Annotated in this window: 27 protein-coding genes; 25 read left to right on the top strand and 2 right to left on the bottom strand. The window is 43.2% G+C overall.

The window, feature by feature from the left end:
- Window positions 1-42: 42 nt before the first annotated feature.
- The gene (gene rnhB / locus M8998_RS10470) at window positions 43-654 is read right to left on the bottom strand and encodes a ribonuclease HII (protein WP_249992558.1); all 612 of its coding nucleotides are present in this window, start codon (window positions 652-654) and stop codon (window positions 43-45) included.
- 214 nt (window positions 655-868) lie between these two features.
- On the opposite strand from rnhB, the gene M8998_RS10465 reads away from it, so the two are divergent.
- Genes M8998_RS10465 through M8998_RS10445 form a run of 5 tightly spaced genes read left to right on the top strand, consistent with a single transcriptional unit; the run spans window position 869 to window position 6,810 of the window.
- Entirely contained in the window at window positions 869-1,537 is a 669-nt protein-coding gene (locus M8998_RS10465) for a hypothetical protein (protein ID WP_249992557.1), read from the top strand.
- Between the two features lie 19 nt (window positions 1,538-1,556).
- Window positions 1,557-4,367: a TonB-dependent receptor gene (locus tag M8998_RS10460; protein WP_249992556.1), complete on the top strand. Its 2,811-nt coding sequence runs from the start codon at window positions 1,557-1,559 to the stop codon at window positions 4,365-4,367.
- Between the two features lie 55 nt (window positions 4,368-4,422).
- Window positions 4,423-5,652 carry a M16 family metallopeptidase gene (locus tag M8998_RS10455; RefSeq protein WP_249992555.1) on the top strand — a complete coding sequence of 410 codons (1,230 nt, stop codon included), beginning with the start codon at window positions 4,423-4,425 and terminating at the stop codon, window positions 5,650-5,652.
- Window positions 5,653-5,706: 54 nt separating this feature from the next.
- Window positions 5,707-6,591, top strand: a complete 885-nt coding sequence (gene fabD / locus M8998_RS10450; RefSeq protein WP_249992554.1) for an ACP S-malonyltransferase — start codon at window positions 5,707-5,709, stop codon at window positions 6,589-6,591.
- 39 nt (window positions 6,592-6,630) lie between these two features.
- The gene (locus M8998_RS10445) at window positions 6,631-6,810 is read left to right on the top strand and encodes a hypothetical protein (RefSeq protein ID WP_249992553.1); all 180 of its coding nucleotides are present in this window, start codon (window positions 6,631-6,633) and stop codon (window positions 6,808-6,810) included.
- A gap of 248 nt (window positions 6,811-7,058) precedes the next feature.
- Here M8998_RS10445 and metK read toward each other — a convergent pair whose 3' ends face one another.
- On the bottom strand, window positions 7,059-8,315 hold the full coding sequence (metK, locus tag M8998_RS10440; RefSeq protein WP_249992552.1) for a methionine adenosyltransferase: 1,257 nt from the start codon (window positions 8,313-8,315) through the stop codon (window positions 7,059-7,061).
- A 275-nt stretch (window positions 8,316-8,590) separates the two neighbouring features.
- Here metK and M8998_RS10435 point away from each other — a divergent pair, with 275 nt between their 5' ends.
- From M8998_RS10435 to nuoK, 20 genes are all read left to right on the top strand, one after another.
- A complete protein-coding gene (locus tag M8998_RS10435) occupies window positions 8,591-9,469 on the top strand; it encodes a diacylglycerol/lipid kinase family protein (protein WP_249992551.1) in 879 nt (292 codons plus the stop codon).
- A gap of 10 nt (window positions 9,470-9,479) precedes the next feature.
- Window positions 9,480-9,830, top strand: coding sequence for a translation initiation factor (locus M8998_RS10430; protein ID WP_249992550.1), 351 nt, complete (start codon window positions 9,480-9,482; stop codon window positions 9,828-9,830).
- 396 nt (window positions 9,831-10,226) lie between these two features.
- A complete protein-coding gene (locus M8998_RS10425; RefSeq protein ID WP_249992549.1) occupies window positions 10,227-11,057 on the top strand; it encodes a MotA/TolQ/ExbB proton channel family protein in 831 nt (276 codons plus the stop codon).
- Between the two features lie 101 nt (window positions 11,058-11,158).
- Window positions 11,159-11,812 carry an ExbD/TolR family protein gene (locus M8998_RS10420; RefSeq protein ID WP_249992548.1) on the top strand — a complete coding sequence of 218 codons (654 nt, stop codon included), beginning with the start codon at window positions 11,159-11,161 and terminating at the stop codon, window positions 11,810-11,812.
- 12 nt (window positions 11,813-11,824) lie between these two features.
- On the top strand, window positions 11,825-12,382 hold the full coding sequence (locus M8998_RS10415; protein WP_249992547.1) for an ExbD/TolR family protein: 558 nt from the start codon (window positions 11,825-11,827) through the stop codon (window positions 12,380-12,382).
- A gap of 20 nt (window positions 12,383-12,402) precedes the next feature.
- Window positions 12,403-13,287, top strand: a complete 885-nt coding sequence (locus tag M8998_RS10410) for an energy transducer TonB (RefSeq protein WP_249992546.1) — start codon at window positions 12,403-12,405, stop codon at window positions 13,285-13,287.
- 10 nt (window positions 13,288-13,297) lie between these two features.
- A complete protein-coding gene (locus M8998_RS10405; RefSeq protein WP_082785015.1) occupies window positions 13,298-13,534 on the top strand; it encodes a hypothetical protein in 237 nt (78 codons plus the stop codon).
- Window positions 13,535-13,573: 39 nt separating this feature from the next.
- Window positions 13,574-14,512 carry a PstS family phosphate ABC transporter substrate-binding protein gene (locus M8998_RS10400; protein ID WP_249992545.1) on the top strand — a complete coding sequence of 313 codons (939 nt, stop codon included), beginning with the start codon at window positions 13,574-13,576 and terminating at the stop codon, window positions 14,510-14,512.
- Window positions 14,513-14,542: 30 nt separating this feature from the next.
- A complete protein-coding gene (locus tag M8998_RS10395) occupies window positions 14,543-16,276 on the top strand; it encodes a tetratricopeptide repeat protein (RefSeq protein WP_249992544.1) in 1,734 nt (577 codons plus the stop codon).
- A gap of 130 nt (window positions 16,277-16,406) precedes the next feature.
- Window positions 16,407-16,772 (top strand): NADH-quinone oxidoreductase subunit A, encoded by a 366-nt coding sequence (locus M8998_RS10390; protein ID WP_249992543.1) that lies wholly within the window; start codon window positions 16,407-16,409, stop codon window positions 16,770-16,772.
- 58 nt (window positions 16,773-16,830) lie between these two features.
- Complete coding sequence (locus M8998_RS10385; protein WP_249992542.1) at window positions 16,831-17,385, top strand: NADH-quinone oxidoreductase subunit B; 555 nt, start codon at window positions 16,831-16,833, stop codon at window positions 17,383-17,385.
- Entirely contained in the window at window positions 17,378-17,875 is a 498-nt protein-coding gene (locus M8998_RS10380; protein WP_249992541.1) for an NADH-quinone oxidoreductase subunit C, read from the top strand. The genes M8998_RS10385 and M8998_RS10380 overlap by 8 nt, the downstream gene beginning before the upstream one ends.
- A gap of 24 nt (window positions 17,876-17,899) precedes the next feature.
- Window positions 17,900-19,135, top strand: coding sequence for an NADH-quinone oxidoreductase subunit D (locus M8998_RS10375; protein ID WP_249992540.1), 1,236 nt, complete (start codon window positions 17,900-17,902; stop codon window positions 19,133-19,135).
- Entirely contained in the window at window positions 19,128-19,655 is a 528-nt protein-coding gene (locus M8998_RS10370; protein ID WP_249992539.1) for an NADH-quinone oxidoreductase subunit NuoE family protein, read from the top strand. Before M8998_RS10375 ends, M8998_RS10370 begins: the two co-directional genes overlap by 8 nt.
- A gap of 4 nt (window positions 19,656-19,659) precedes the next feature.
- Window positions 19,660-21,018, top strand: coding sequence for an NADH-quinone oxidoreductase subunit NuoF (gene nuoF, locus M8998_RS10365; protein ID WP_249992538.1), 1,359 nt, complete (start codon window positions 19,660-19,662; stop codon window positions 21,016-21,018).
- Between the two features lie 16 nt (window positions 21,019-21,034).
- A complete protein-coding gene (locus M8998_RS10360; protein WP_249992537.1) occupies window positions 21,035-22,051 on the top strand; it encodes an NADH-quinone oxidoreductase subunit G in 1,017 nt (338 codons plus the stop codon).
- Between the two features lie 13 nt (window positions 22,052-22,064).
- Complete coding sequence (gene nuoH, locus M8998_RS10355) at window positions 22,065-23,102, top strand: NADH-quinone oxidoreductase subunit NuoH (RefSeq protein ID WP_249992536.1); 1,038 nt, start codon at window positions 22,065-22,067, stop codon at window positions 23,100-23,102.
- A gap of 15 nt (window positions 23,103-23,117) precedes the next feature.
- Entirely contained in the window at window positions 23,118-23,633 is a 516-nt protein-coding gene (locus tag M8998_RS10350) for a NuoI/complex I 23 kDa subunit family protein (RefSeq protein ID WP_249992535.1), read from the top strand.
- 12 nt (window positions 23,634-23,645) lie between these two features.
- Window positions 23,646-24,155, top strand: a complete 510-nt coding sequence (locus M8998_RS10345; protein WP_249992534.1) for an NADH-quinone oxidoreductase subunit J family protein — start codon at window positions 23,646-23,648, stop codon at window positions 24,153-24,155.
- Window positions 24,148-24,477, top strand: a complete 330-nt coding sequence (gene nuoK, locus M8998_RS10340; protein ID WP_249992533.1) for an NADH-quinone oxidoreductase subunit NuoK — start codon at window positions 24,148-24,150, stop codon at window positions 24,475-24,477. Before M8998_RS10345 ends, nuoK begins: the two co-directional genes overlap by 8 nt.
- The last annotated feature ends 44 nt before the right edge of the window (window positions 24,478-24,521 follow it).

The raw sequence follows: 24,521 nt of genomic DNA, 5'->3' as shown, positions 1-24,521 counted from the left end.
GCACTCGTAAGATACGGTAGCATGATACAACACAAAAAACCTTTAGAATAAGCGAAGTTGCGGGTCGGTTACTCTAAAGGTTTTTCTATGATGTGGGGTGAGCCCCAGCTGAAGAATAGCATTGCGATGTTTTACAGTTGGATAACCTTTATTGCTCAGCCAATCGTAATCTGGGTGTTCTGCGGCTAAATTATGCATGTATTCGTCGCGGTAGGTTTTGGCCAATATCGACGCCGCCGCAATAGATAAGTATTTCCCATCTCCTTTCACGATACAGGTATAGGGTACAGTCTGATAAGGTACAAATTTATTACCATCTACAATAATGTAATCGGCCGGTACATTGAGCATGTCAAGGGCACGGTGCATGGCTAAATAGGAGGCTTGATGTATATTAATTTTGTCAATCTCTTCGGCAGATACAGATGCTACCGCAAAGTCCAGCGCTTCCTGTTCGATCACAGTGCGTAGCGCCGAGCGTTTCTTTTCCGAAAGCTTCTTAGAATCGTTCAGAACCGGATTGAAATAATCTACCGGAAATACCACCGCAGCTGCAAACACAGGACCGGCGAGACAACCCCGTCCGGCTTCGTCGCAACCAGCCTCGCGCAAGCCCTTTTGATAGTGGGACCATAAAGGAATAAGATCCTGCATAGGGCACAAATTTAAGAAATTATGTAACTTCTGTGTGATAAAACCCCATTTACACTTATTTACACTCCGAATGATTTTCTTTGCCAAAGATTTTATTTTTCCCGTTGTGTATTTTAGCGGCGCCAAAAAATCAAATTAACTTAGCATGAAGAGGTTTACCATATTCCATTTATTATTTTTTTTCGTTTGCGCAGCATCAGCGCAATCAAAAAAGGTGGAGATTAAATTTACCTCCGGTATCGTGGTGAATGTAGATGGACATTTGGAGGAGTGGAATATACATCTCAATCCCGTTGGCGATGTGGAGCCTCTTTGGTCGTACGCCATTGCATATGATAAAGAGAATCTCTTCGTTGCGGTCAAGGTAATGGATCCGGCGCTGCAGCTGGAGGCAGCAGCACATGGTATTTCAGTCATGATCAATCCATACGGCAAGAAAAAAGAGGGAATGCAATTACTCTTCCCAATACCTGATGCAGAAACGATTCGGTCTATGCTGGAAACAGGAGATTTTTCTTCTGCACATGTCCGCCCCTCCTTGATCGCTCGCTCGCGAGGTTATAAGGTGAAGGGTTTCCCTAGGATAGTAGACGGTTTGTTGTCGTTGAATAATGCCTATGGCCTTCAAGCTATTGCTAAAATCGATTCCGCAGATCATTTGGTCTATGAGTCTGTGATTCCAATTGCACAGCTGGGTCTGCGCGAAGTCAACAAGCCCATTGCGGTACAAGTGGCCATCCAGAATCGTTGGGAACAGACACCTAAATTGGCAATGCGTAACCAACAATCAATATCAGCAAGGCAAAACGCTCCAATACGCGTAAAGTCACCCTATAAAGGAAAAACAGAAGTGTGGGTCGTTGATCAGCTTCCAACTAAATAAAGTATTACATATACAACCTATGAAAAGTTTAAAAATCGCCTGCATAAGCGTATTGGTTCTAATCGCCCAATTTGTTTACGGACAAACAGGAAAAACCGTACAAGGCATGCTTCGCGACACGGAAGCCAGACCGATCTCTGGTGCTACAGTTAAACTAGTTTCCGCTCAGGATTCGATGGTCATGACCTCAAGCCCTGCTGGTATTTACAACTTTGAACAAGTCAAAGCAGAAAAATTTAAAATTACTGTTAGCAGCCTAGGATTTGATACCTATTCCAAAGATTTTGAATATCCCTCCGGTCAGCAAAAAATATTTATTCCCAGCTTTGTGCTCGACGTAAATTCTAACCTGATTGAGGAAGTCGTGATCTCTGGTGTGCTCACCGTTCAGGTAAAAGGGGATACGGTAGAATATTCCGCTCAAGGGCTGAAACTACGGGAAGGCGCCGTAGCTGAAGATGCCTTAAAAAGATTGCAAGGCGTAGAGGTGGATAAAGATGGAAACGTAACAGCACAGGGTGAATCCGTAACTCGTGTACGAATTAACGGTAAAGATTTCTTTGGCGGTGATGTAAAGACAGCGACCAAGAACCTTCCGGCTAATATTATCGATAAGATTCAAATCGTAGATGATTATGGAGACATGGCAAACATCACGGGAAATCGCACCGGCGATTCAGAAAAAGTATTGAACATTCAGATCGACCCTAAGTACAACAGCGGCTGGATGACTACCTTGCGTGCAGCTGGAGGTACAGACGAACGCTTCCAAACGACAGGGATGTTGATGGGAATGACCAACAAGACGCAGGTGTCCGTTCTGGGAAATTGGAACAATCTGAATGCTTCGCTTTTTGATTTCCAGACAGTAGGCGGCGGTGCCAGAAACCGATCTGGAGGCGGTGGCAGACCGGGTGGCGGTCAATTTGGAAACAATCAGGAAGGAATTACGGAAACAAGTTCAATTGGATTGAATGTTCGGCATGATTTCACCGATAAGTTCAAAATTTATGGAAGTTATTCTTTCGAACGGAACGACAACAACACGCTTTCCAACACATTCAGGGAGTATATAGGATTGAACCAGATGGAGGAGGAAGATGCGAACAACAACAGTATAAGAGCAAACCATCGCTTCGAAACCAATATTGAGTGGAACATCAGTGATAAAGACTACATCAAGTTGACGCCGCAATTCGGGTTTAACGATAACGCAACGAATAATATGGCAAGTTCAATCTTATTCAGAGATTCCTTACTAGACAACAGCCAGTTACAAAATACCCTATCCAATTCAACGACGCCTCGTTACAACTTAAGCGGTTTGTACAATAGGAGGTTGAATAATCGAGGCCGAAACTTCTTTATCAACTTCAACGTAGATAATTCAGTCACCACACAAGACCTTAATGAAGCACTAGAGCGTTTGGTGTACGATCCAACAAATCAGCAAACACCGATCAGCGAAATTTACCAGCAAGTAATACAAGATGTGCAAAACAAAAGCTGGAATGCTGGAACATCTATCTCTTATACCGAACCGTTGACCGACAAAAGTAAAATTGAAGTAACATACGATTACAATATCAGTGATTACGATAATTTTGACAGGCAAAGGGCTATAGATCGCGAAGAAAATCCGATTGACGGATTACCAGGTTCTAACTACAATTATGACTATGACTACTCCTTTACCACCCATCGTGCTGGTGCGAGCTACATGTTTGAAAACGATAAAATAAAATACTCCTTTGGTGCGGCCGTGCAGCCCTCTCTACTACGAGGAGATGCCTTTAGTATGAATGATGCCGCTGTAATTAATCGGACGAACTTCAACTTTGTTCCGATTGCACGATTTGAATACAAGTTTTCTCGCCAGTCGAATATCACGATGAGTTACTCCGGGAGGGCTACAGAGCCAACCGTTACGCAGATTTTGCCTTTTGAAGTAACCCGTAATTTGATGACTACGACCGGTAACCCTAATTTGGATCCAGAATTTCGTCATCAATTACAATTTCGCGTCCGCGCTGGAGATGTACAAAAGGGGAAAACCTTTTTTGCCGTCTTACGTACCGAGTTGATCAATGACCGTATCGTATCCATGAATCAACGCTTTAATCGTCCGGGAGAAGGTATTTATCAATTTGTAGACTACATAAACGAGAGAGATCCAGTTTATAATATCAACTCATTTTACATGTTCGGCCGGTCGTTGAAAGACAAAACCTATAACATTATGTATATGGGTGGTATAAGCTACAACAAGAATGTGTCTTACTTGGCAACAGATTCCTTGGCCACGTTTGATGATTATCGGAAGAATACGACGAATAATATTGTATTGACGCAAAATGCATTCTTCCGCTATACCCCATCCGAAAATCTGGAGATAAATCCAGGAGTGCGTTTTACGTATAATATGACCAATTCGTCCCTGCCCGAGTTTGAAGCGCCTAACATCACCACGATAGCACCGTCTTTGATCGGGTCAGTCAATCTGGGGCCTAATACGATCTTTGGGGCAGATTTGTCTAAATCATTTAATCGAGGTTTTGCTAACAATGCAAACCCATTTATTATCAACAGTTATATTGAACACCGCTTCTTGAAGGGGCAACGGGGTGCCTTACGCCTGCAAGGATTTGATTTGCTTAACCAACAAATTAATTTAAACCGTTCTGTAGGAGAGGTGTTGACCGATACGCAGACGAACCGGCTGGCACGATACTTCTTACTTTCGTTTACCTTCCGCTTCCAGAAATTTGCATTGGGAGCACCTGAACAAGAAAATAATTTTCCAGGAGGAATGCGTAGACCGCGAATGTAAACCGGATTTTTATTTATAATCGTACCTTTGCGTGCACTTATAAGTAAAGTAAGGTATGGGGTATCATTTAATGCGATTAGACAATGGAATACGTGTGGTGTTGAACCAACAGGTTTCCACCATTACGCACACTTGTCTAATTGTGAATGTTGGCTCAAGAGATGAGGACGACGGCAAATTTGGGATGGCACACTTTATTGAACATTTGTTGTTCAAGCAAACAGCTCGTCGTAACACCAACCAAATCCTCAATCGGCTAGAATCCGTTGGCGGTGATCTGAATGCCTACACAACGAAAGAATACACCTGTATCCATGCATCCGTTCTGCGCCCGTATTTAAGCCGTGCTTTGGATCTTTTCGAAGACATAACCTTTCATTCTACTTTTCCAGAAGCCGAATTAGTGAAGGAAAAAGGGGTAATCTTGGATGAAATGGCCTCTTATCTGGATAGTCCAGAAGAGTCCATCATGGACGATTTTGATGACCTGCTTTTTGCAGGTACGGGTTTAGGACACAATATTCTTGGCCTGGAAAAGGATCTACTCTCCATTACCCAACAAGATGTAAAAGATTTTATTGGTAACAAGTACTCGGCCGAAGATATTGCCATTGGCATTTCTGGTGACTATACACCCAAAGAGATAGAGCGTATGATCAATAAGATTTTTACGTCTCCGCTGCGTGCTTCAAGAAACAAGGCTGCGGCATTGCCCGCGCTACCTGCACCTAAGCACGAAGTGGTGTATAAGCCGATTAATCAAGTGCATTATGCCTTAGGTGTACCTGCTTATGGCATTCACGATTCGCGCAAGACCACGTTGATGCTACTCAATAATATGTTGGGTGGTATTGGTATGAGCTCTATTCTGAATCTGTCAATACGAGAGAAGTATGGCATAGCCTACACGATCGAATCCAGCTATGCTATGTATGGAGATACGGGAATCTTTAGTATTTATTTGGGAACCGATGAAGAAAAGATCGAGCAAGCAACTCGGTTGGTACGTAAGGAGTTGGACAAATTGATCGTGAAGCCGATCAGTGAAAATACATTAAACAAAGCAAAGCATAAATTCAAAGGCCAGATAGCTTTGGCCGAAGAGAATAGAATGAGTGTCATCATTGCCGAAACGAAAAATATCTTAGACTACAATGCCATTATCACTTTGGAAGATGTTTTTCAAAATATTGATGCGGTAACAGCTATTAAAGTACATGAAGTCGCTACGGAGTTATTGGCTCCAGACCGGATGACGTCACTATCGTTCGCTCCAGAAGATTAAACGGCAGTCGTTTGACAGCACAATTAATGATTAATAAGAAACAATAACATGCATATGAAGACAGCGTATATTTTTCCAGGTCAGGGTGCCCAGTTTGTTGGGATGGGACAAGAGTTGTATCAACTGAATGATAAAACCAAAGCTTTATTTGAGCAAGCAAACGATTTATTAGGCTTCCGCATTACAGATATTATGTTTTCAGGGACTGACGAAGATCTAAAACAGACGAAGGTGACACAGCCGGCGATCTTTTTGCACTCCGTGATCTTGGCAATTGCTTTAGGCGAACAATTTCAACCGGCGATGGTTGCTGGACATTCTTTAGGAGAGTTTTCTGCATTGGTAGCAGCGGGCGCTTTATCTTTTGAAGATGGCCTTTTGTTGGTTTCCAAACGTGCCAATGCCATGCAGGCAGCTTGTGAAGCGCAGCCGTCAACGATGGCTGCTATTTTAGGATTAGAAGACGAACTCGTGGAGCGCATTTGCGCAGAAATTGAAGACATTGTTGTTCCTGCAAACTATAATTGTCCGGGTCAATTGGTGATTTCTGGTTCTATAGAAGGCATCGATAAAGCCTGCGTATTATTGACCGAAGCAGGCGCAAAGAGAGCGTTAAAATTAAATGTCGGTGGCGCATTTCACTCCCCATTGATGGAGCCAGCTAAGTTAGAATTACAACAAGCAATTGAAAGCACTAATATTCAAGCACCGATCTGCCCGATCTACCAGAATGTAGATGCTAAAGCGTATACAGATCCAGCCGCCATCAAAACGAATTTGATCGCGCAGCTAACCGGAGCCGTACGTTGGACGCAAACGGTACAACACATGCTGCATGATGGTGCCGATAACTTTGTAGAGGTAGGTCCTGGGAATGTATTACAGGGATTAGTCAAAAAAGTAAACAGACAAGCAGCGACTTCTTCGGCGAGTTTGTAAGTTTTTTTGAAAATTGTCCAACTTTTTCTTGATAAAAAGTTGGACAAAAATCAAGACAGCATTCCTTACTGCTATCCGCCTTCAGAGATCCTAAGCAAAAATAAACTCGCTTTGCTCAGACAGATTTTTGCTCTTTACGGATTTGCTTTCGGACGGTTTGCCGCAGTCGGAACGCTAGGTCAGACGAATGGTTTGCTATTCTTTGCTTTTCGAGCCTAGTTCGGCTTAAGAAGCAACTTTCCATCTTCGTCAAATGTCGCCTCAGCGGATTGGCAATAGCAGTGGGACGCACTACAGTTGTGCCAATACGGTCAGCGACGAGTTTTTTGCCTTCTTTTTTTCCGAAAAAAAGAAGGAGCCAGCCCGGCTCAAGGGCAAAAAGAAGAAGTTTATTGTATAACTTTATTAAACAGGAACGGCTTTACCATTTCGGTAAAGCCGCTCTTGTTTTGTGCGACAAATGGCTTCTACAAGCCAAAAGCTTCTTTTACCTTATCTACATAGTCCAGTTTTTCCCAGGTAAAAAGATCTACCTCTACCGTCTTCGTTTCTCCAGTGCTACTTTCAAACGTTTTGGAAACGGTTACCGGCGTACGGCCCATGTGCCCATAAGCTGCTGTCTCTGAGTAGATGGGGTTACGCAAACCTAGACGCGTCTCAATACCGTATGGCGTCATGTCAAATAGTTGACCAATTTTATCCGCAATAGCACCGTCGCTGAGGTCGACTTTGCTGGTACCATAAGTATTTACATATATTCCCATCGGATCCTTCACACCGATGGCGTAAGAGATTTGAACCAGAATTTCATCTGCCAGACCAGCTGCTACCAGATTCTTAGCAATATGCCGTGTGGCATAGGCAGCAGAACGGTCTACTTTTGAAGGGTCTTTTCCTGAAAATGCACCACCACCGTGTGCACCCTTTCCACCGTAGGTGTCTACGATAATTTTACGTCCTGTAAGACCGGTGTCGCCATGTGGTCCACCGATAACAAATTTACCCGTAGGGTTAATATGATATTTAATGTTTTCATTAAACAAGGGCTGTAGTTCAGCCTTTAATTGTGCTTGTACACGAGGAATCAAGATCTCAACAAGGTCCTTCTTAATACGCTGTTGCATGGCTACCTCATCCGTATCAAAGTCATCATGCTGGGTAGATATCACGATGGTATCAATGCGCAAAGGCTTATTGTTTTCATCGTATTCTAATGTTACCTGCGCCTTTGCATCCGGACGCAAGTAGGTGATTTGGGTGTTTTCGCGTCGTAGTTCTGCTAACTCGTACAGTAAGCGGTGCGAAAGATCCAATGCTAGCGGCATGAAGTTCTCGGTTTCATTGCTGGCGTAGCCAAACATGATGCCCTGATCACCAGCACCCTGATCCTGCTTGGTTTGGCGCTCCACACCTTGATTAATCTCGTTTGACTGCTCATGAATCGCCGACAAGATACCACAAGAATTAGCCTCAAACATATACTCAGACTTGGTATACCCAATGCGCTGAATCACCTGACGCGTAATTTTCTGCACGTCCAAATAAATATTAGACTTCACCTCACCGGCTAATATAACCTGGCCTGTAGTTACCAGGGTTTCAATAGCTACCTTGGAATCCTGATCCCAGGCAAGAAAATTATCGATTAAAGCATCAGATATCTGATCGGCAATTTTATCTGGGTGGCCTTCCGAAACAGATTCAGATGTAAAAAAATATCCCATAAGTCTTACTTACTTAACTTTAAATAATTAACGATTTGTAGAGAGAGCGGGCAATGTGTTAAAGCATTATTCGAATGGTTTTAGCACTTTTTTTCTGTGGTTGCAATCTCTTTGTTAATCTCGAACGAGATAATAACGCAAATCAATCCACTTTTTTGTACCTGCAAAACTACGACTCTTAATTGTATTTGTGAAATGCAAAGTAGCAATAGGCCAAATAATAGATTATAATGACAATAATTTTAGCTTATCTTTATGATCCGTAATGAAAACCGATGAGTACAAAAAAAAAGATCCTGTTTGTGATCAATCCCATTTCGGGAGGTAAACGAAAGACGGCATTTAAAAAGCAGATTCTCGAAACATTAGATCTGAGTAAATTTGAGCCCACCTTTCAGCAAACAGATCATGCAGGCCATGCATACGAATTGGCAAAACAAGCAGTACTTAATAAGTACGATGTGGTGGTTGCTGTCGGTGGCGATGGTACGATCAATGAAATAGGATCGGCATTGGCAGGCACCGATACGCCCCTGGGCATCATACCTGAAGGTTCGGGAAATGGCTTGGCGCTTTATTTGGGCATTCCGCTACACGAGGCCGGAGCTATTCGCCGCATCAATCGTTTCGACACGATGACAGTGGATACCGGCAGTGTCAATGAGCGATTCTTTTTTAATGTAGCAGGTGTCGGCTTCGATGCATCTGTGAGTGATAAATTTGCAACCGACTCTATACGTGGCCCTATTGGCTACCTGCGAACCGTCATGAATCTGCTAGGGTCGTACCGATCCAAAAAATATCAATTATCGATAGATGGAAAATCGTACACCCGAGAAGCATTTATGATCAGTGTGGCCAATTCACCACAATATGGCAATAATGCCTACATTGCTCCCAATGCCTCTGTCACCGATGGGCTGATCGATGTATGTATTGTACACAAGTTTCCATTATACCTATTACCGATGATGGTGTTTCACTTATTTAACAAATCGGTAGATCAATCGGAATATGTGGAAATTATCCCTGGTCGAGTAATTACTATCGAATCCGATGAGATAGGACCAGTACATGTTGATGGGGAGCCCTTGACATTGGAAGCGCCGTTGCAATTTACGGTTCAGGAAAAATCCTTAAAGATCATTTGTTAGTATACACAATATGGCAAAACAGAAGAAACAACAATACGAAGGAGTCGTGTATTCTACGGCTGATGATTTTAATTACAGTGCCTTTGGTGAGCTTGCTACTCAGGAAACCCTGCCAAATCAACAACAGCAGCTGCGTGTTGGTTTAGACAGAAAGTCCAGAAAAGGAAAGGTAGTGACCGTGGTCGAAGGATTTAAAGGTCAGGAGAGCGATTTGGAAGCGCTTGCAAAACAACTGAAGCAACGTTGTGGGGTCGGCGGTGGTGCAAAAGATGGAGTCATCTTAATTCAGGGCGACTTTAAGCAGAAGCTTATTGAGCTGTTAAGTGCTGATAATTATAAGGTTAAAGGTTTTGGAGGATAAATATATTTGTTTAAACACAATAGTATGCTTGTTACACCGTTACTAATAGCACGTGTATCTATTATGAAAATCGCTGAGTGAACACTTACTTAATTTTGGCAATTAATAATTTGATAATTTGCATATGAGAAAAAAAATACCTTTCATTGCAAAACCAAAATCCAAATGGAGCTATTTGGTTATTGAAATATGATTGAAAAACGTAGGCGGACTGCTGGCTATATTTCATTACAGACAATCGGAAGTGATTTCATGGAATTATTTGACATAAATTTTATTTTTATCATAAAATAGTATATTTGTTTTTGAAGTAAGCGCCAAAACCGCTTATTTCTTGTGAAAATTTTGAATTAAACTATAATAATTAACAACAGTAAAATCTAAAAATCAGTAAAAATGGCAAACGCACCAAAAACAACAAGTCCTGCTAAACAAGAGGGAGGAAATTCGGGTAATTTATTTGCAAGTTTAGCGATTATCATATGTTTGGTAATTGGTTATTTAGTTTATGAGTTTGTAATGGGATCACCAAGCAACTTTATAGACGGAGATCGCGAGAACCAACCTTTGCCAGGAAACTACTATGGTATGGTATATCACGCAGGAGTAATTGTACCGGTTCTTTTGGGTTTATTCTTAATGGTATGGGTTTTCGCTATCGAGCGCTTCATCGTAATTGGTAAAGCTTCAGGTACAGGAAACGTAGGTAACTTCGTACGTAAAGTACAAGGTCTATTGAGAGCTCAAAATATCGATGCAGCAATTTCTGAGTGTGACAAACAAAAAGGTTCTGTAGCGAACGTAATCAAAGCTGGTTTGTTGAAATACAAAGATGTTCAAGCTAACCCAGGATTAGATGCAGAAAAATCAGTATTAGCAATTCAAAAGGAGATCGAAGAAGCGACTACATTAGAAATGCCAATGTTAGAGAAAAACCTAACCGTTATTGCTACTTTGGTATCTATCGGTACACTTTCTGGTCTATTAGGTACAGTAACAGGTATGATCAAGGCCTTCTCTGCATTAGCTACAGGTGGTACACCAGATTCAGCTAAATTGGCGAATGGTATCTCTGAGGCACTTATCAATACAGCAACAGGTATCGGTACATCTACTATTGCGATTATCTTCTACAACATCCTTACTTCTAAAATTGATACATTAACTTACTCTATCGACGAGGCAGGTTTCTCTATCGTACAAACTTACGCTGCAAACCACAAGTAAGATAGTGATGTAATTATTTCAGATTTCTTTATGGAATTTGAAATAATAGATCATCATTAAGATGTAGCGAGTTAAGTAAGTAATTTTAAAGAAGAAAAGAAATGGCAAAAGCAAAAGTAAAAAGAGCAAGTACCGTCATTGATATGACGGCCATGTGTGACGTAGCTTTCCTACTTCTTACATTCTTCGTATTGACGGCTACGGCACGTCAACCAGAAACTTTGGAAGTAGATACGCCTGCTTCGACAGTGAAAGAAAAGCTAGTTGGTGACAACATCGGCATGATCACTGTAGGTGATGGCGGCAAGATTTTCTTTGGATTGAAAGATCCTGCTATCCGTCGTGAGACGTTGAAGAATATCAGCGCTAAGTACAAAGTCAATTTTTCTGAGGAAGAATACGAGAAGTTTTCGGAGGCTGAGGATTTCGGTGCGCCTATCCGCACATTGAGACAACTGCTGACGTTGCCCAAAGACCAGAGGACGGTAGAGATTCAACCCGGTATTCCGGTGGATTCGACAGAAAATGAATCCAATGAATTGTACCATTGGGTACAACAAGCACGTTTAGCGACGGTTAAAGTAAACCGCGATCGTGAAAACGAGCAACGTGATTATGTGAACCCAGGTCCAATGCAGGTAGCTATCAAAGCAGATGCGGAAGAAAAGTACGCAGTAATGAATTTGATCATTGAGTCGCTTAGAAACCAGAAACAAAACAAATTTAGTTTTGTAACCGGTTTGAGAGCGGAATAAGAAAATAGGAAAATGGCAGAATTAAATCAAGATTCCGGCGGCGGCAAAAAAGGCGGTAAGGTAAGATCAAAGAAAAACGGTGGACGCGTCGACTTGACGGCCATGGTGGATCTAGCGTTCTTATTGATTACGTTCTTCATGTTGACGACATCATTAAACACGCCGCAGGCGATGGATGTTGCCATGCCGGATAAGAACAAAGATAAAAACGAGGTAAACCCGGAGATCGAAATCGCGGACAACCGTTCTATCACCCTATTGTTGGGCTCCGACAATAAGATTGCTTGGTATTACGGTCAGTTAGCTAGTCCAATCACGCCTCCTACAGTAATTGATTACAGTGCAGAAGGTATTCGCAAGGTGCTAATCGAGAAAAAGGCACAAGTGCCTCGCGTAGCGGGTGGAAAGGATCTGATTGTAGTAATCCGTCCAAGCGATCGATCTGTTCAACGGAATCTCGTCGATATTTTAGATGAAATGAAAATCGTGGATGTAAAGCGTTTTATGATTTCGAAAATCAAGCCAGAAGAAATTACTGTCTTGGAATCAAACGGAATTTATAACGACTAATCCCGAATAAATAGAAAGATATGTTTGGATCGAAACTAGATTTGTTCAAGAAAGAATGGCTAGACGTCGTCTTCGAGGACAGGAACAAAGAGTACGGCGCATATGAGCTGCGTAAAAACGCTTCGAAAGCAACCAATATGGGTTTGCTGGCAGTAGTCGTGATCGTAGCCATCATCAGCTTGCCTAAAGTATTCGGCTTTAGCTACTTCCCAGCAGGAGAACCTAAAGAGGAAGTAGAATACACCGAAGTTACATTAGAGGATTTGGAGATTCCAGAACCAGAGGAGGAAGAAGAGGAAGAGCCTCTTGAAATTGAAGAGACTCCACCTCAGCGTATCGCGGAAGAACCACCTGCAGAAGACCTAATTCGTTTTCCAGAGCCAAAAGTTGTGGACTCTAGGGATGTAAAAGAAGAAGTTGTTTCTCAGGAAGAAATCAAAGAGAAAAATGCCACTCCGGCACGTTTAACCTTAAAAGGAACGCCAGGCGCTTCTGGGGTACCAACAGGTGAATTCGGACCGAAGAAGGTAGAAGGCGCTATCACAGGAAGTACAAAAGGTGATCCAGATGGGGATGCAGATCCGAATAAGATCTTTACATCCGTAGCGGTAGAGCCAGAGTACCCAGGAGGTATGGCCGCATTCCGTAAGTACGTGGAAACAAGTTTCCAATACCCGTCGGGTGCAATTGATGCCGGTGTTAAAGGAGCTGTTGAATTGACATTTGTTGTCGAGAAAGATGGATCATTGACCGATATCAAAGTGTTGAAAGACCTAGGATATGGTACTGGCCAAGCAGGTGTAAACTTGTTGAAGCGCTCCAAAAAGTGGAAACCAGGTATCCAGAATGGTCGTCCAGTACGTGTTCAATATAGATTACCAATCTCGTTGAACTTACAAAACTAATAACACAAAAATGTCGGAAAATCGACGTATATCAAATTACAGACGGAAATCGCCCACACAGCGATTTCTGTCTATTTTAGGGCTGGCGATGTTCTTATTTTACTTCGTCTTGGGTCTGGTGGTGATCTTCTGGGAAGAACTTCCAATCCAAATTGATCCTACCTACCGAAAGCTTTTTGGAGGTTTGCTAATCGTTTATTCATTTTTACGATTTGCCAGACTTTGGCAGAATAATTTTAGAGATTAGTATTAATCCTTTTCTTATTTTTCTAATCTTATATTACAAATGGCAAAGTATTTGAACATATCATTATTTTGTGGTGCACTCCTCGGATTAGCGGCATGCGCCAATAATTCCGACGGTGGAAAAGAGCAATTAACAGAAACACCATTGGCGGGTGATAGTAATGATATTCTGACCGGTACGATGACTGTTATTGTAGATGAAACCGTGGCAGATTTGTTGGAGCAGCAGGTCGATGTGTTTCGCTCCTCCTACATCAATTCTACGGTTAAGGTTGTTGCAGATGCAGAGCGCCCGGCTATCAACAGATTGTTGAAGGGAGAAGGCAGTATTGCCGTCTTGAAACGCGAGCTTACAGCTGCTGAAGCGAAAGGCTTTACGCAACGATCCATCAAACCTCGTGTTTTTGCGGTAGGATACGATGCTGTTATTTTCGTGACAAATGCACAATCGTCCGATTCGACTATCAGCTATGCTAAAGTGGGAAAGCTGATGAATGGAAGCGCTAAAGGTGAGCAGAACTTGGTGTTCGATGATATCAACTCCAGTTCGTTACGACTGTTAAAAGAAGTGACAGGTGTAGAGAAAGTGAGTGCAGGGCAAGTTACTGCGGTCGGCTCCGATATTGAGGTAATTAATACGGTTCAAAGTAAGCCAAATACGATAGGCGTTTTAACGTTAAATCAGTACTTGGCACGTAGGGATTCGTTGGGCGGTCTCAATAAAATTCGTATATTGAGCGTTAGTAAAGAAGATAATGGTGTCGCTTTTCGTCCTTCACAGAGTACATTAGGTGACGATACATATCCGCTGAAACAAGAGTTCTTTGTACTGAATTATCAGCCAAATATGGGTTTGGGAATAGGGTTTTCTGCCTTCCTAACCGGTGATCGTGGACAACGCGTGGTGTTGAAATATGGGCTATTGCCATTCACCATGCCCGGACGAGAGTTAATCATTCGAGAAGAAGCAAATTTTTAATAGGTAAACAACAAGAATTAGGGATAGATTATGACAAAAAGAGAATTATTTTTAGGACTATTAATGGCCGGTGTAGCAGGCGGTGCCAGCGCACAGAAGTTGAAAGACGCGCAGGATGCTATGCAAGTCGAGCAATATGACAAAGCTAAAACTATATTGCAAGAGTTGATTCAGAAGAAACCTAAAGATGCAGATAACTACTTTTATCTAGGTCAAATTCATTTGGTGAACGATAAAGTGGATTCCGCAGAAGTAGTGTTTCAACAAGGTGCTGCAAGCAATCCTAAGGACGTGTTAAATACAGTAGGTTTGGGTGCGGTGGAGTTGCAGAAAGGAAATAAATCTGCTGCGGAAACCAAATTCACTCAAGCTACTTCCAACTTAGGTAAGAAAGACTATTTGCCATTATATTTTACAGGACGTGCTTACATTTCTGCACCAACACCTGATTATACTAAGGCTATTGAGTACCTAACACAAGCAAAAGAAAAAAATGCAAAGGATGCAATGATACCTAATGCATTAGGTGATGCTTATGCAGGACTACGCGAAAGTAATCAGGCTTATATTAGCTATCGTGATGCATTGAGCTTAGACGAAAGTCTAATTGCTCCAAAAATTGGTCAAGCAGTGATCTCTCGTTGGGCACAAGCGTACGATGTGGTAATAGAAGATCTAAATAACTTGATCGCAGAAAATCCGTCTTATGCACCGCTTTATCGCGAGTTAGCGGATACTTATTATTATTCTTCGTTGAAAGCAGCTGAAGAGGATTACCGTGAGATCAACCAAAAAGGTTTAGATGCTTACAAAAAATACTTAGAAGTATCTGGTGACAAATCGCTTGATGCACAAGTTCGTTACGCGGATTTCTTGGTGTACACAGGTAACTACGAAGAATTGAAAACAGTAGCGCAACGCTTGAGTAGCTTAGAAGGAATAGATCCAAAAGTATACCGTTACTTAGGCTATATCGCTTTCTTACAGGACAAAGACTATGCAAAATCCAGCGAATACATGGATAAGCTTTTCGCACAAGTAGACGAAAACAGGTTGATCGGACGTGATTACCTAATCGCTGGTCTTTCTGCAGTGTCTAATGGAGACGAAGCAAAAGGAGCAACTTTGTTGAAGCAAGCGGTTGAAAAGCAAGGTGAAGATGAGGATTTGGATTCAGAAATTGCAGAAACAGCATTCTCTAAATACCAAGATGGTGAGCAAGATATCGCAATGAAAATCTTCGCTATCCCTGCGGCTAATCCAGAGTCAGACTATTACTATGATTCGAACTACTACTTAGGTACTACAGCGTATACAGAAGGTTCTAAATTGTATATCGGTGAAGGTGGCGAGCCAGCAGACAAAGGTGTGGCTAACCTAGAGGCGGCTAGACCATTTTTGGAAAAAGCGATTAAAGCGTTCGACGTAGTCATTGGAGCAACAAAGCCTGAGGCCGTGGAGAAATACAAAATCAATGCGATCTACTTCAAAGGTTTGTCCGAGTTGGCATTAGACAATTTACAGTATAACCCTGAAGAGCACCAAGGTTTATTTGCACCTACATTCGAGCAATTAATCACGTTGTTAACTGAAAAAGGTGAGCTGGATGAAGTTCAACAAGGTTACCTAGTAGATGCTTACAATTACTTAGGCTACCATACTTATTTCAAAGGCGATATGGCTAAGGCCAAATCTTATTTCGAGAAATCTTTAGCGATTGACCCGGAAAATGAAACGGCTAATGCATTCGTTAGTCAAATGTAATTGAGATAGTTTAGATACGTTATAAAAGGGCTGATATTTATATCAGCCCTTTTTTTTTACCCTTTATTTTTATATATTTGATAGAGAGAAGATAAGAGAATTCTAACACGATTATAATACAACATTGCCAATGGAAAACACGCCATTTGACTATGTGCCTATACTGATTCAACTTGCTGTAGCAGCTAGCTTCGGCATAATCACCATTATTGGTACACACCTGTTAGGGCCAAAAGTTCGCACGCCAAATAAGCTAACTTCATTCGAATCGGGTGTAGAAGTGGTAGGCAACGCCAGACAGCCGTTTTCCATTAAATACTTCTTAGTAGCAATACTCTTCGTCATCTTTGATATAGAAGTTATTTTTATGTATCCCTGGGCAGTAAACTTTAGAGAATTTGGTTGGCAAGGGTTAGTGGAGATGTTTGTATTTATGGGTTTGTTGTTGCTTGGCTTCATCTACATCTTAAAGAAGAAAGCACTGGACTGGGAATAGGAAATACCTTCCCCTGAAGTCTATAATATGGCTTTGGAATATAGAAAGGAATTAGAAAATGAGTCAAATAACATTAGCGGATCGTCCACCAGGCGTGGAAGGATCTGGTTTTTTTGCAACAACATTAGATAAGGCCGTTGGTTTGGCTAGAGCCAATTCCTTGTGGCCGCTTCCTTTTGCAACATCATGTTGTGGAATTGAATTTATGGCTACCATGGGTTCCACTTACGATCTTGCTCGTTTTGGTGCCGAACGGCCCAGTTTTTCGCCCCGTCAGGCAGATATGTTACTGGTGATGGGTACGATTGCCAAAAAAATGGCACCCGTCCTGAAGCAAGTATATATACAGATGGCAGAGCCTCGGTGGGTTATTGCAGTAGGCGCATGTGCATCTAGCGGAGGTATTTTTGATACCTACTCGGTGTTGCAAGGCATAGACGAAATCATTCCAGTAGATGTCTATGTACCCGGTTGCCCGCCAAGGCCGGAAGCGATTTTGGATGGTGTTATGCGCTTACAAGACATTGTAAAGAGTGAGTCGCTGAACAGAAGAAATACGCCAGAATACAAAGAATTGTTGGAAAAATACGGTATAGCAACGGATAATGGATAAACGCGATAATCAATCACTCTTAGCAGAGTTAACGGATCGTTTTGGCACCGGTATTAGTCGCCATGAAGAGCCATATGGCTTATTAACAATCCACACCAGCAAAGAGCTGATCCTAGATGTGCTTGCGTTTCTGAAAGAATCGGCAGGGTTTACTTACCTCACCGATATTACCGCAGTACATTATCCGGATGGAGATAACACATTTGCCATCGTATACCATGTGCACAACCTATTGGAGAACGTGCGCGTGCGTATCAAAGCGTCAATACCAGTAAGTGATCCGAAGATACCGTCCGCTACAACCTTATGGGCCGGAGCCAATTGGATGGAGCGCGAGACCTACGATTTCTTCGGCGTACAGTTTGAAGGCCACCCGGACTTACGCAGAATCTTGAATATGGACGATCTCGATGTTTTTCCGATGCGACGAGAGTATCCGCTAGAAGATCCCAACAGAGTAGATAAAAGAGATTTTTATTTTGGACGTTAGTCCATAGTATAAGGAGCGATACGTATGAGCAAGCCGATCACTGAATTAACATCCAACAGACCAGTCTTTGAAGAGCACGACCCAGAGGAAGAGCTCACCACGCTAAACCTTGGTCCCACACACCCTGCTACACATGGTGTATTCCAGAATGTATTGCAAATCGACGGCGAACGAATCATTAGTGGCGTATCGACTATTGGCTATATACACCGCGCTTTTGAAAAAATTGCAGAACACCGCCCTTTTTATCAAATCACCCCGTTGACCGACCGTTTGAATTACTGTTCTGCCCCGATAAATAATATGGGCTGGCACATGACGGTCGAAAAATTACTGGAGATCGAAATTCCTAAGCGCGTGCAGTATATGCGTGTGATTGTGATGGAGTTGGCACGCATTGCAGATCACATTATCTGCAATGGTATCCTAGGTGTAGACACCGGAGCCTTTTCTGGCTTTCTCTACCTCATGCAGGAGCGAGAATTTATCTATGAGATCTTCGAAGAAATCTGTGGCGCTCGCCTAACGACTAATATCGGTCGAATCGGAGGCTTCGAGAGAGATTTCAACGAAATCGCCTTCACCAAAATTGATGAATTTTTAAAACGCTTTCCAGCAGTACTCAGCGAATTTCAGGAACTTTTTACAAGAAACCGAATTTTTATCGAGCGTACTTCTAACGTCGCCGCTGTAACACCAGAACAAGCCTTGAATTACAGTTGGAGCGGACCGATTTTGCGTGCTACAGGGGTAGATTACGATGTGCGCGCGATGGCACCCTACTGTTCGTACGAAGAATTCGAATTTGATATTCCGGTAGGTACCAATGGCGATGTATACGATCGCTTTATGGTGCGCAACGAAGAGATGACGCAATCCATGCGCATCATCGAACAAGCAATAGAAAAAATAAAGGGCGAGCCGGCAGGAGTATTCCATGCCGATGTACCCGAGTTTTACCTACCTCCAAAAGAGCAGGTATATACCAACATGGAAGCGCTTATTTACCATTTCAAGATTGTAATGGGCGAATGGGAAACACCAAAATCGGAAGTGTACCATGCCGTAGAAGGAGCCAATGGCGAATTGGGCTTTTATCTCATCCATGATGGAGGCCGTACACCGTACCGCCTGCACTTCCGCCGTCCATCTTTTATCAATTATCAAATGTTTGCGCCGATGAGCAGCGGCATGCTGATCTCCGACGCCATTATTAATATGAGTAGTTTAAACGTAATTGCGGGAGAATTAGATGCTTAATGTCAAAGAAAATCTGATCGTAGACTTCTCTCCCAGTTTATTAGAGAAGTTTAGCGAGATCGTTGCCCGCTATCCAGAAGGTCGGCAAAAATCGGCCTTGTTGCCGGTTTTGCACGAGGTGCAAGCCGTATATGGCTGGCTCAGTGTAGACGCGATGGATAAAGTAGCCCATTATCTGGCTATCCAACCGATTGAAGTGTATGAAGTCGCTACATTTTATAGCATGTACTTCTTACAGCCACAAGGCAAATATATGCTCGAGGTGTGTCGCACCGGACCATGTTGTTTGGTCGGCGCAGAGAAGATCATGGATCATCTGGAAGGCACCTTGGGCGTCAAAGAAGGAGAAGTGACCTCCGACGGATTGTTTTCTTGGAGAGGTGTCGAATGTCTGGCTGCATGCGGCTTCGGTCCTGTATTGCAAATTGGACCTGAATATACCTTTTATGAAAACCTCACACCGGATAGTGTAGATGAGTTGATCGGCAAGTTGAAAACCGAAGCACAAGCTAAAGATTAGTATCATGGGGCGAAAGTTATTACTCACACATATAGACGTACCCGGCATACAAAGTTATTCCGTGTACAAGGCACAAGGCGGATATCGTTCGGTCGATAAAGCGCTGAAGTCTATGAGTCCAGACGACGTCGTAGAAGAGGTGAAAAAATCTGGACTACGTGGCCGCGGAGGAGCAGGATTCCCTACCGGAATGAAATGGAGTTTTCTGGCGAAGCCAGAAGGCGTACCCCGTTATCTGGTCTGTAATGCCGACGAGTCGGAACCCGGCACATTTAAAGACCGGTATCTCATGACGCATATTCCGCACGCACTGATCGAAGGAATGATCGTATCCAGCTATGCTTTGGGCGCGCACACTTCGTTCATCTATGTACGCGGCGAAATGATGCCACAGATTCGTATCCTGGAAAAGGCCATCGCAGAAGCGAAGGCCGCAGGATATCTGGGTAAAAATATATTAGGTTCTGGCTACGATTTGGAGCTGTACGTACAACCCGGTGGTGGTGCCTACATTTGTGGAGAAGAAACTGCATTGCTCGAATCTTTGGAAGGCAAACGGGGCAATCCGCGTATTAAGCCCCCTTTTCCGGCGATAGCCGGTCTTTACGGCTGTCCTACAGTGGTTAATAATGTAGAATCGATAGCAGCGACGGTACCGATCATCAATGATGGCGGCGAAGAATACGCTAAAATCGGCATTGAGCGAAGCACCGGAACCAAACTGATTTCCGCTGGTGGAAATTTGGCCAAGCCCGGTGTCTACGAAATAGAATTAGGACTTCCCGTAGAAGAATTTATCTATTCGGATGAATATTGTGGCGGTATCGCCAATGGGAAGAAACTAAAGGCGGTGGTAGCAGGCGGATCATCTGTGCCCATCTTACCAGCCAACCTGATCACCAAAACGATTAAAGGCGATGCACGTCTGATGACGTATGAGTCTTTGGCCGACGGCGGTTTTCAATCGGGTACGATGATGGGCTCTGGTGGTTTTATCGCTTTTGATGAGGATCAATGCATCGTTCGAAATACCTGGAATTTCACTCGCTTTTATAGACACGAGAGCTGCGGACAGTGTTCGCCTTGTCGGGAAGGTACCGGTTGGATGGAAAAGGTGTTGTACAATATTGAACATGGGAGAGGCACGACGAACGATATCGACCTGCTGTGGGATATACAACGAAAAATTGAAGGGAACACTATCTGCCCATTGGGCGATGCAGCGGCATGGCCTGTTGCGGCAGCGATAAGGCATTTCAGAGACGAATTTGAATGGCATATCAACCACGGGCAGGAAGCACAGAATAGAAATTATGGATTGGCACATTATGCTGATCCTTTGGAAGTCGTAACGGAATCATAGAGCTAAGCATACGGTGATGGCGGAAGAAGTACAAAAGTTTAAAGTAAGTATAGATGGTATATCGGTCGATGTCGACGCGGGTACAACAATATTAAACGCTGCCCGTAAGATTGGCGGAGATATTGTGCCGCCAGCCATGTGCTACTATTCCAAGCTGGAAGGCAGTGGCGGCAAATGCCGTACCTGTTTGGTGAAGGTTACCAAGGGTTCTGAAAAAGACCCTCGTCCGATGCCGAAGTTGGTTGCCTCTTGCCGTACGACGGTGATGGATGGCATGGAAGTGCAAAACATCACTTCGCCAGATGTGGTAGAAGCCCGCAAAAGTGTGGTGGAAATGCTTCTGATCAATCACCCGCTGGATTGTCCGGTATGCGATCAGGCTGGAGAATGTAAGCTGCAGGATTTGGGTTATGAGCATGGCTCCGAAAATACCCGTTACGACTTTCCGCGTCGTACCTTCGAACGCATTGATATCGGAGATAAAATCCAGTTGCACATGAATCGCTGTATTCTGTGCTATCGTTGTGTATATGTAGCCAACCAGTTGACGAACACACGCGAGCATGGTATCTTATACCGGGGAGATCATGCGGAGATTTCGACTTACATTGAAAACGCCTTGGATAACGATTACATTGGAAATGTCATCGATGTTTGCCCAGTAGGCGCACTAACCGACAAGACTTTTCGCTTCAAAAACCGGGTTTGGTTTACTAAACCAGTCAATGCACATCGCGACTGCCCTTCATGTTCGGGCAGAGTAACGCTTTGGTACAAAGGATCGGATGTATTGCGCGTAACGGCACGGAAGGATGAATACGATGAGGTGGAAGAGTTTATCTGTAACACCTGTCGGTTCGACAAAAAAGAGACGGCAGATTGGACCTTAGAAGATCCAACCAAAGTGAGTCAAGAGTCGGTGATCGCTTCTAATCACTACACGCAGTTTCAACCGCCGGCAGTAATTCCAGAAAATACCCCATTAAAAGAAGCCAATTGGGAACAGTTGGCCAGAACAGAGAAATTGAAATAGGCGCCGAACAGATATGGAGACAGCATTTCTATTAGAAAAATTGATATTAGTGGTCGTCGTATTTACGATCACCTTAGTAATCGCGATGTATTCTACGTTGGCGGAGCGCAAGATTGCGGGCTTTATGCAAGACAGGCACGGACCAGATCGCGCCGGAGCATTTGGATTGCTGCAGCCCCTTTGCGACGGTGGTAAGTTCTTTTTCAAAGAAGAAATTATTCCGGCAGGAGCGCATAAGGGCTTATTTATCATCGGTCCGGTGATTGCCATTATTACCGCCTGCATTAGCTCGGCCGTGATTCCTTGGGGACAAACCCTCACCATAGGAGATGCTAGCATCAAATTGCAGGTGGCGGAAGTGAATATCGGCGTATTGTATATTTTTGGGGTCATTGCACTAGGCGTTTATGGTATTATGCTAGGTGGTTGGGCATCCAATAACAAGTTTTCGTTGATGGGTGCTATTCGTGCCGCTTCTCAAAGTATCAGTTACGAAATTGGCCTGGGCTTATCACTGATTGCTTTATTGATGGTTACCGGCACGCTTTCTATCGGCGAGATCGTCGCACAGCAATCTGGCTTTGTGAACTGGAATATCTGGTCTCAACCGCTCGGCTTTCTCATCTTCGTCGTGTGTGCCTTTGCCGAATGTAACCGTGTTCCCTTCGATTTGCCAGAGTGTGAAACCGAATTGGTTGGTGGATATCATACGGAGTATTCGTCCATGAAACTGGGCTTGTACATGTTCTCCGAGTATATCAATATGTTTGTGTCTTCCGCATTGATGGCAGCATTATATTTCGGAGGATATAACTTTCCGTTTATGAATGACCTAGGTCTTTCAGCGAACTGGATCACCATTATCGGGGTACTCGTCTTCTTCGCCAAAATATTTGCCTTTATCTTCTTTTTTATGTGGATCAGATGGACCTTGCCGCGTTTTCGGTACGATCAGTTGATGCGCTTAGGCTGGAAGAAGTTGATACCATTAGCGATCGCCAATATTGTATTGACGGGAGTAATCATATTGATTAAGGATACATTTTTTTAGAGAGAGGAGCTTTATATGCAGTCGTTATCGAATAGGAAAAAAGTACTGGAACAAAAGCCCATGAATTTCTGGGAGCGCATTTACCTGCCTGCCATCTTCAAGGGGTTGTCCATTACGCTCCGGCATTTTTTTAAAAAAATCCCGACCGTAAAATATCCGGAAGAGGTACGCCCATATTCAAAGAATTTTAGAGGACAACATTCCTTGAAACGTGATGAAGAAGGCAAGGAACGTTGTACCGCTTGTGGCTTGTGCGCCCTATCCTGTCCGGCAGAAGCCATTACCATGACCTCGGCAGAGCGCGCCAAAGGCGAAGAGCATCTGTACCGCGAGGAGAAATATGCGGCCGTGTACGAGATTAATATGTTGCGTTGTATATTTTGTGGATTGTGTGAAGAGGCTTGTCCCAAGGAGGCGATTTATCTGGACGGCCCACACGTAACGGCAGATTACCTGCGTAAAGATTTTATCTATGGAAAAGATAAGTTGGTGGAGCCCAAATTTGACATTACAAAACTTGCTAAAGATTAAATATATAAGCCGATGTCTTTCTTTTATCTCGTAGCTTTTCTATCCGTGATCTTTTCACTGATGACCATTTTTACGAAGAATCCCGTGCACAGTGTACTGTACCTTGTAATCACGTTTTTTACGTTTACGGTACATTATATCATGCTCAATGCCCAATTTCTGGCTGTGGTAAACTTTATCGTTTATATGGGTGCCATTATGGTATTATTTCTCTTTGTGCTCATGTTATTGAATCTGAACAAAGATACAGAACCCATGAAATCTCCCTTGGTGAAGGTGATGGGTACAATCGCAGGAATGTGTTTATTAGCGACCTTTTTAGGAGCCTTCCGCGCTTTAGAGCACAATGACATACTCATCACTCCACACGAAAACATAGGGCTGGTAGAAAACTTGGGGAAAGTACTCTTTGGGGAATTTCTACTACCTTTTGAACTGTCTTCTATTCTGCTGCTAACCGCCATGGTTGGTGCAGTATTGTTGGCCAAACACGAGAAAGGAGTGAAGAAGCAACATGGATAATATGGTCTCTCAGCTCCAAGGAATTCCCTTACAGCACTATTTGATATTCTGTAGTACCATCTTCGCGATCGGCGTAATCGGTGTGTTGACCAGAAGAAATGTCATTATTATTATGATGTCTATCGAGTTAATGCTCAATGCCGTGAATCTGCTACTGGCCGCATTCTCTGCACATCATGCTGATCCTGCTGGTCAGGTATTCGTATTTTTCATCATGGCGCTGGCGGCGGCGGAAGTGGCTGTCGGACTCGCTATCGTGATTATGGTGTATCGCAATACCAAATCGCTTGATATTGATTCATTGACCAAACTGCGCTTTTAGAAGCCACAAAATACTCTGCTAACCCAAGAACATAAACTTGAATA

Origin of the sequence: Sphingobacterium sp. lm-10 (assembly GCF_023554555.1) — a bacterium.
In the GTDB taxonomy this organism is placed as follows: Bacteria; Bacteroidota; Bacteroidia; order Sphingobacteriales; family Sphingobacteriaceae; genus Sphingobacterium.
Note: the sequence above shows the minus strand (reverse complement) of the source record. Positions and strands in the feature narration are given on the sequence as shown.

What these genes read in the sequence shown, in the direction of transcription:
- nuoH (WP_249992536.1), top strand. Translation starts at nt 22,065, where the DNA reads ATGGAGACAGCATTTCTATTAGAAAAATTGATATTAGTGGTCGTCGTA.
- rnhB (WP_249992558.1), bottom strand. Translation starts at nt 654, where the DNA reads ATGCAGGATCTTATTCCTTTATGGTCCCACTATCAAAAGGGCTTGCGC.
- nuoF (WP_249992538.1), top strand. Translation starts at nt 19,660, where the DNA reads ATGGGGCGAAAGTTATTACTCACACATATAGACGTACCCGGCATACAA.
- M8998_RS10360 (WP_249992537.1), top strand. Translation starts at nt 21,035, where the DNA reads ATGGCGGAAGAAGTACAAAAGTTTAAAGTAAGTATAGATGGTATATCG.
- M8998_RS10395 (WP_249992544.1), top strand. Translation starts at nt 14,543, where the DNA reads ATGACAAAAAGAGAATTATTTTTAGGACTATTAATGGCCGGTGTAGCA.
- M8998_RS10350 (WP_249992535.1), top strand. Translation starts at nt 23,118, where the DNA reads ATGCAGTCGTTATCGAATAGGAAAAAAGTACTGGAACAAAAGCCCATG.
- M8998_RS10400 (WP_249992545.1), top strand. Translation starts at nt 13,574, where the DNA reads ATGGCAAAGTATTTGAACATATCATTATTTTGTGGTGCACTCCTCGGA.
- M8998_RS10415 (WP_249992547.1), top strand. Translation starts at nt 11,825, where the DNA reads ATGGCAGAATTAAATCAAGATTCCGGCGGCGGCAAAAAAGGCGGTAAG.
- M8998_RS10390 (WP_249992543.1), top strand. Translation starts at nt 16,407, where the DNA reads ATGGAAAACACGCCATTTGACTATGTGCCTATACTGATTCAACTTGCT.
- M8998_RS10385 (WP_249992542.1), top strand. Translation starts at nt 16,831, where the DNA reads ATGAGTCAAATAACATTAGCGGATCGTCCACCAGGCGTGGAAGGATCT.
- metK (WP_249992552.1), bottom strand. Translation starts at nt 8,315, where the DNA reads ATGGGATATTTTTTTACATCTGAATCTGTTTCGGAAGGCCACCCAGAT.
- M8998_RS10370 (WP_249992539.1), top strand. Translation starts at nt 19,128, where the DNA reads ATGCTTAATGTCAAAGAAAATCTGATCGTAGACTTCTCTCCCAGTTTA.
- M8998_RS10420 (WP_249992548.1), top strand. Translation starts at nt 11,159, where the DNA reads ATGGCAAAAGCAAAAGTAAAAAGAGCAAGTACCGTCATTGATATGACG.
- M8998_RS10380 (WP_249992541.1), top strand. Translation starts at nt 17,378, where the DNA reads ATGGATAAACGCGATAATCAATCACTCTTAGCAGAGTTAACGGATCGT.
- M8998_RS10455 (WP_249992555.1), top strand. Translation starts at nt 4,423, where the DNA reads ATGGGGTATCATTTAATGCGATTAGACAATGGAATACGTGTGGTGTTG.
- M8998_RS10435 (WP_249992551.1), top strand. Translation starts at nt 8,591, where the DNA reads ATGAGTACAAAAAAAAAGATCCTGTTTGTGATCAATCCCATTTCGGGA.
- M8998_RS10410 (WP_249992546.1), top strand. Translation starts at nt 12,403, where the DNA reads ATGTTTGGATCGAAACTAGATTTGTTCAAGAAAGAATGGCTAGACGTC.
- M8998_RS10430 (WP_249992550.1), top strand. Translation starts at nt 9,480, where the DNA reads ATGGCAAAACAGAAGAAACAACAATACGAAGGAGTCGTGTATTCTACG.
- M8998_RS10460 (WP_249992556.1), top strand. Translation starts at nt 1,557, where the DNA reads ATGAAAAGTTTAAAAATCGCCTGCATAAGCGTATTGGTTCTAATCGCC.
- M8998_RS10345 (WP_249992534.1), top strand. Translation starts at nt 23,646, where the DNA reads ATGTCTTTCTTTTATCTCGTAGCTTTTCTATCCGTGATCTTTTCACTG.
- M8998_RS10375 (WP_249992540.1), top strand. Translation starts at nt 17,900, where the DNA reads ATGAGCAAGCCGATCACTGAATTAACATCCAACAGACCAGTCTTTGAA.
- M8998_RS10405 (WP_082785015.1), top strand. Translation starts at nt 13,298, where the DNA reads ATGTCGGAAAATCGACGTATATCAAATTACAGACGGAAATCGCCCACA.
- M8998_RS10425 (WP_249992549.1), top strand. Translation starts at nt 10,227, where the DNA reads ATGGCAAACGCACCAAAAACAACAAGTCCTGCTAAACAAGAGGGAGGA.
- nuoK (WP_249992533.1), top strand. Translation starts at nt 24,148, where the DNA reads ATGGATAATATGGTCTCTCAGCTCCAAGGAATTCCCTTACAGCACTAT.
- fabD (WP_249992554.1), top strand. Translation starts at nt 5,707, where the DNA reads ATGAAGACAGCGTATATTTTTCCAGGTCAGGGTGCCCAGTTTGTTGGG.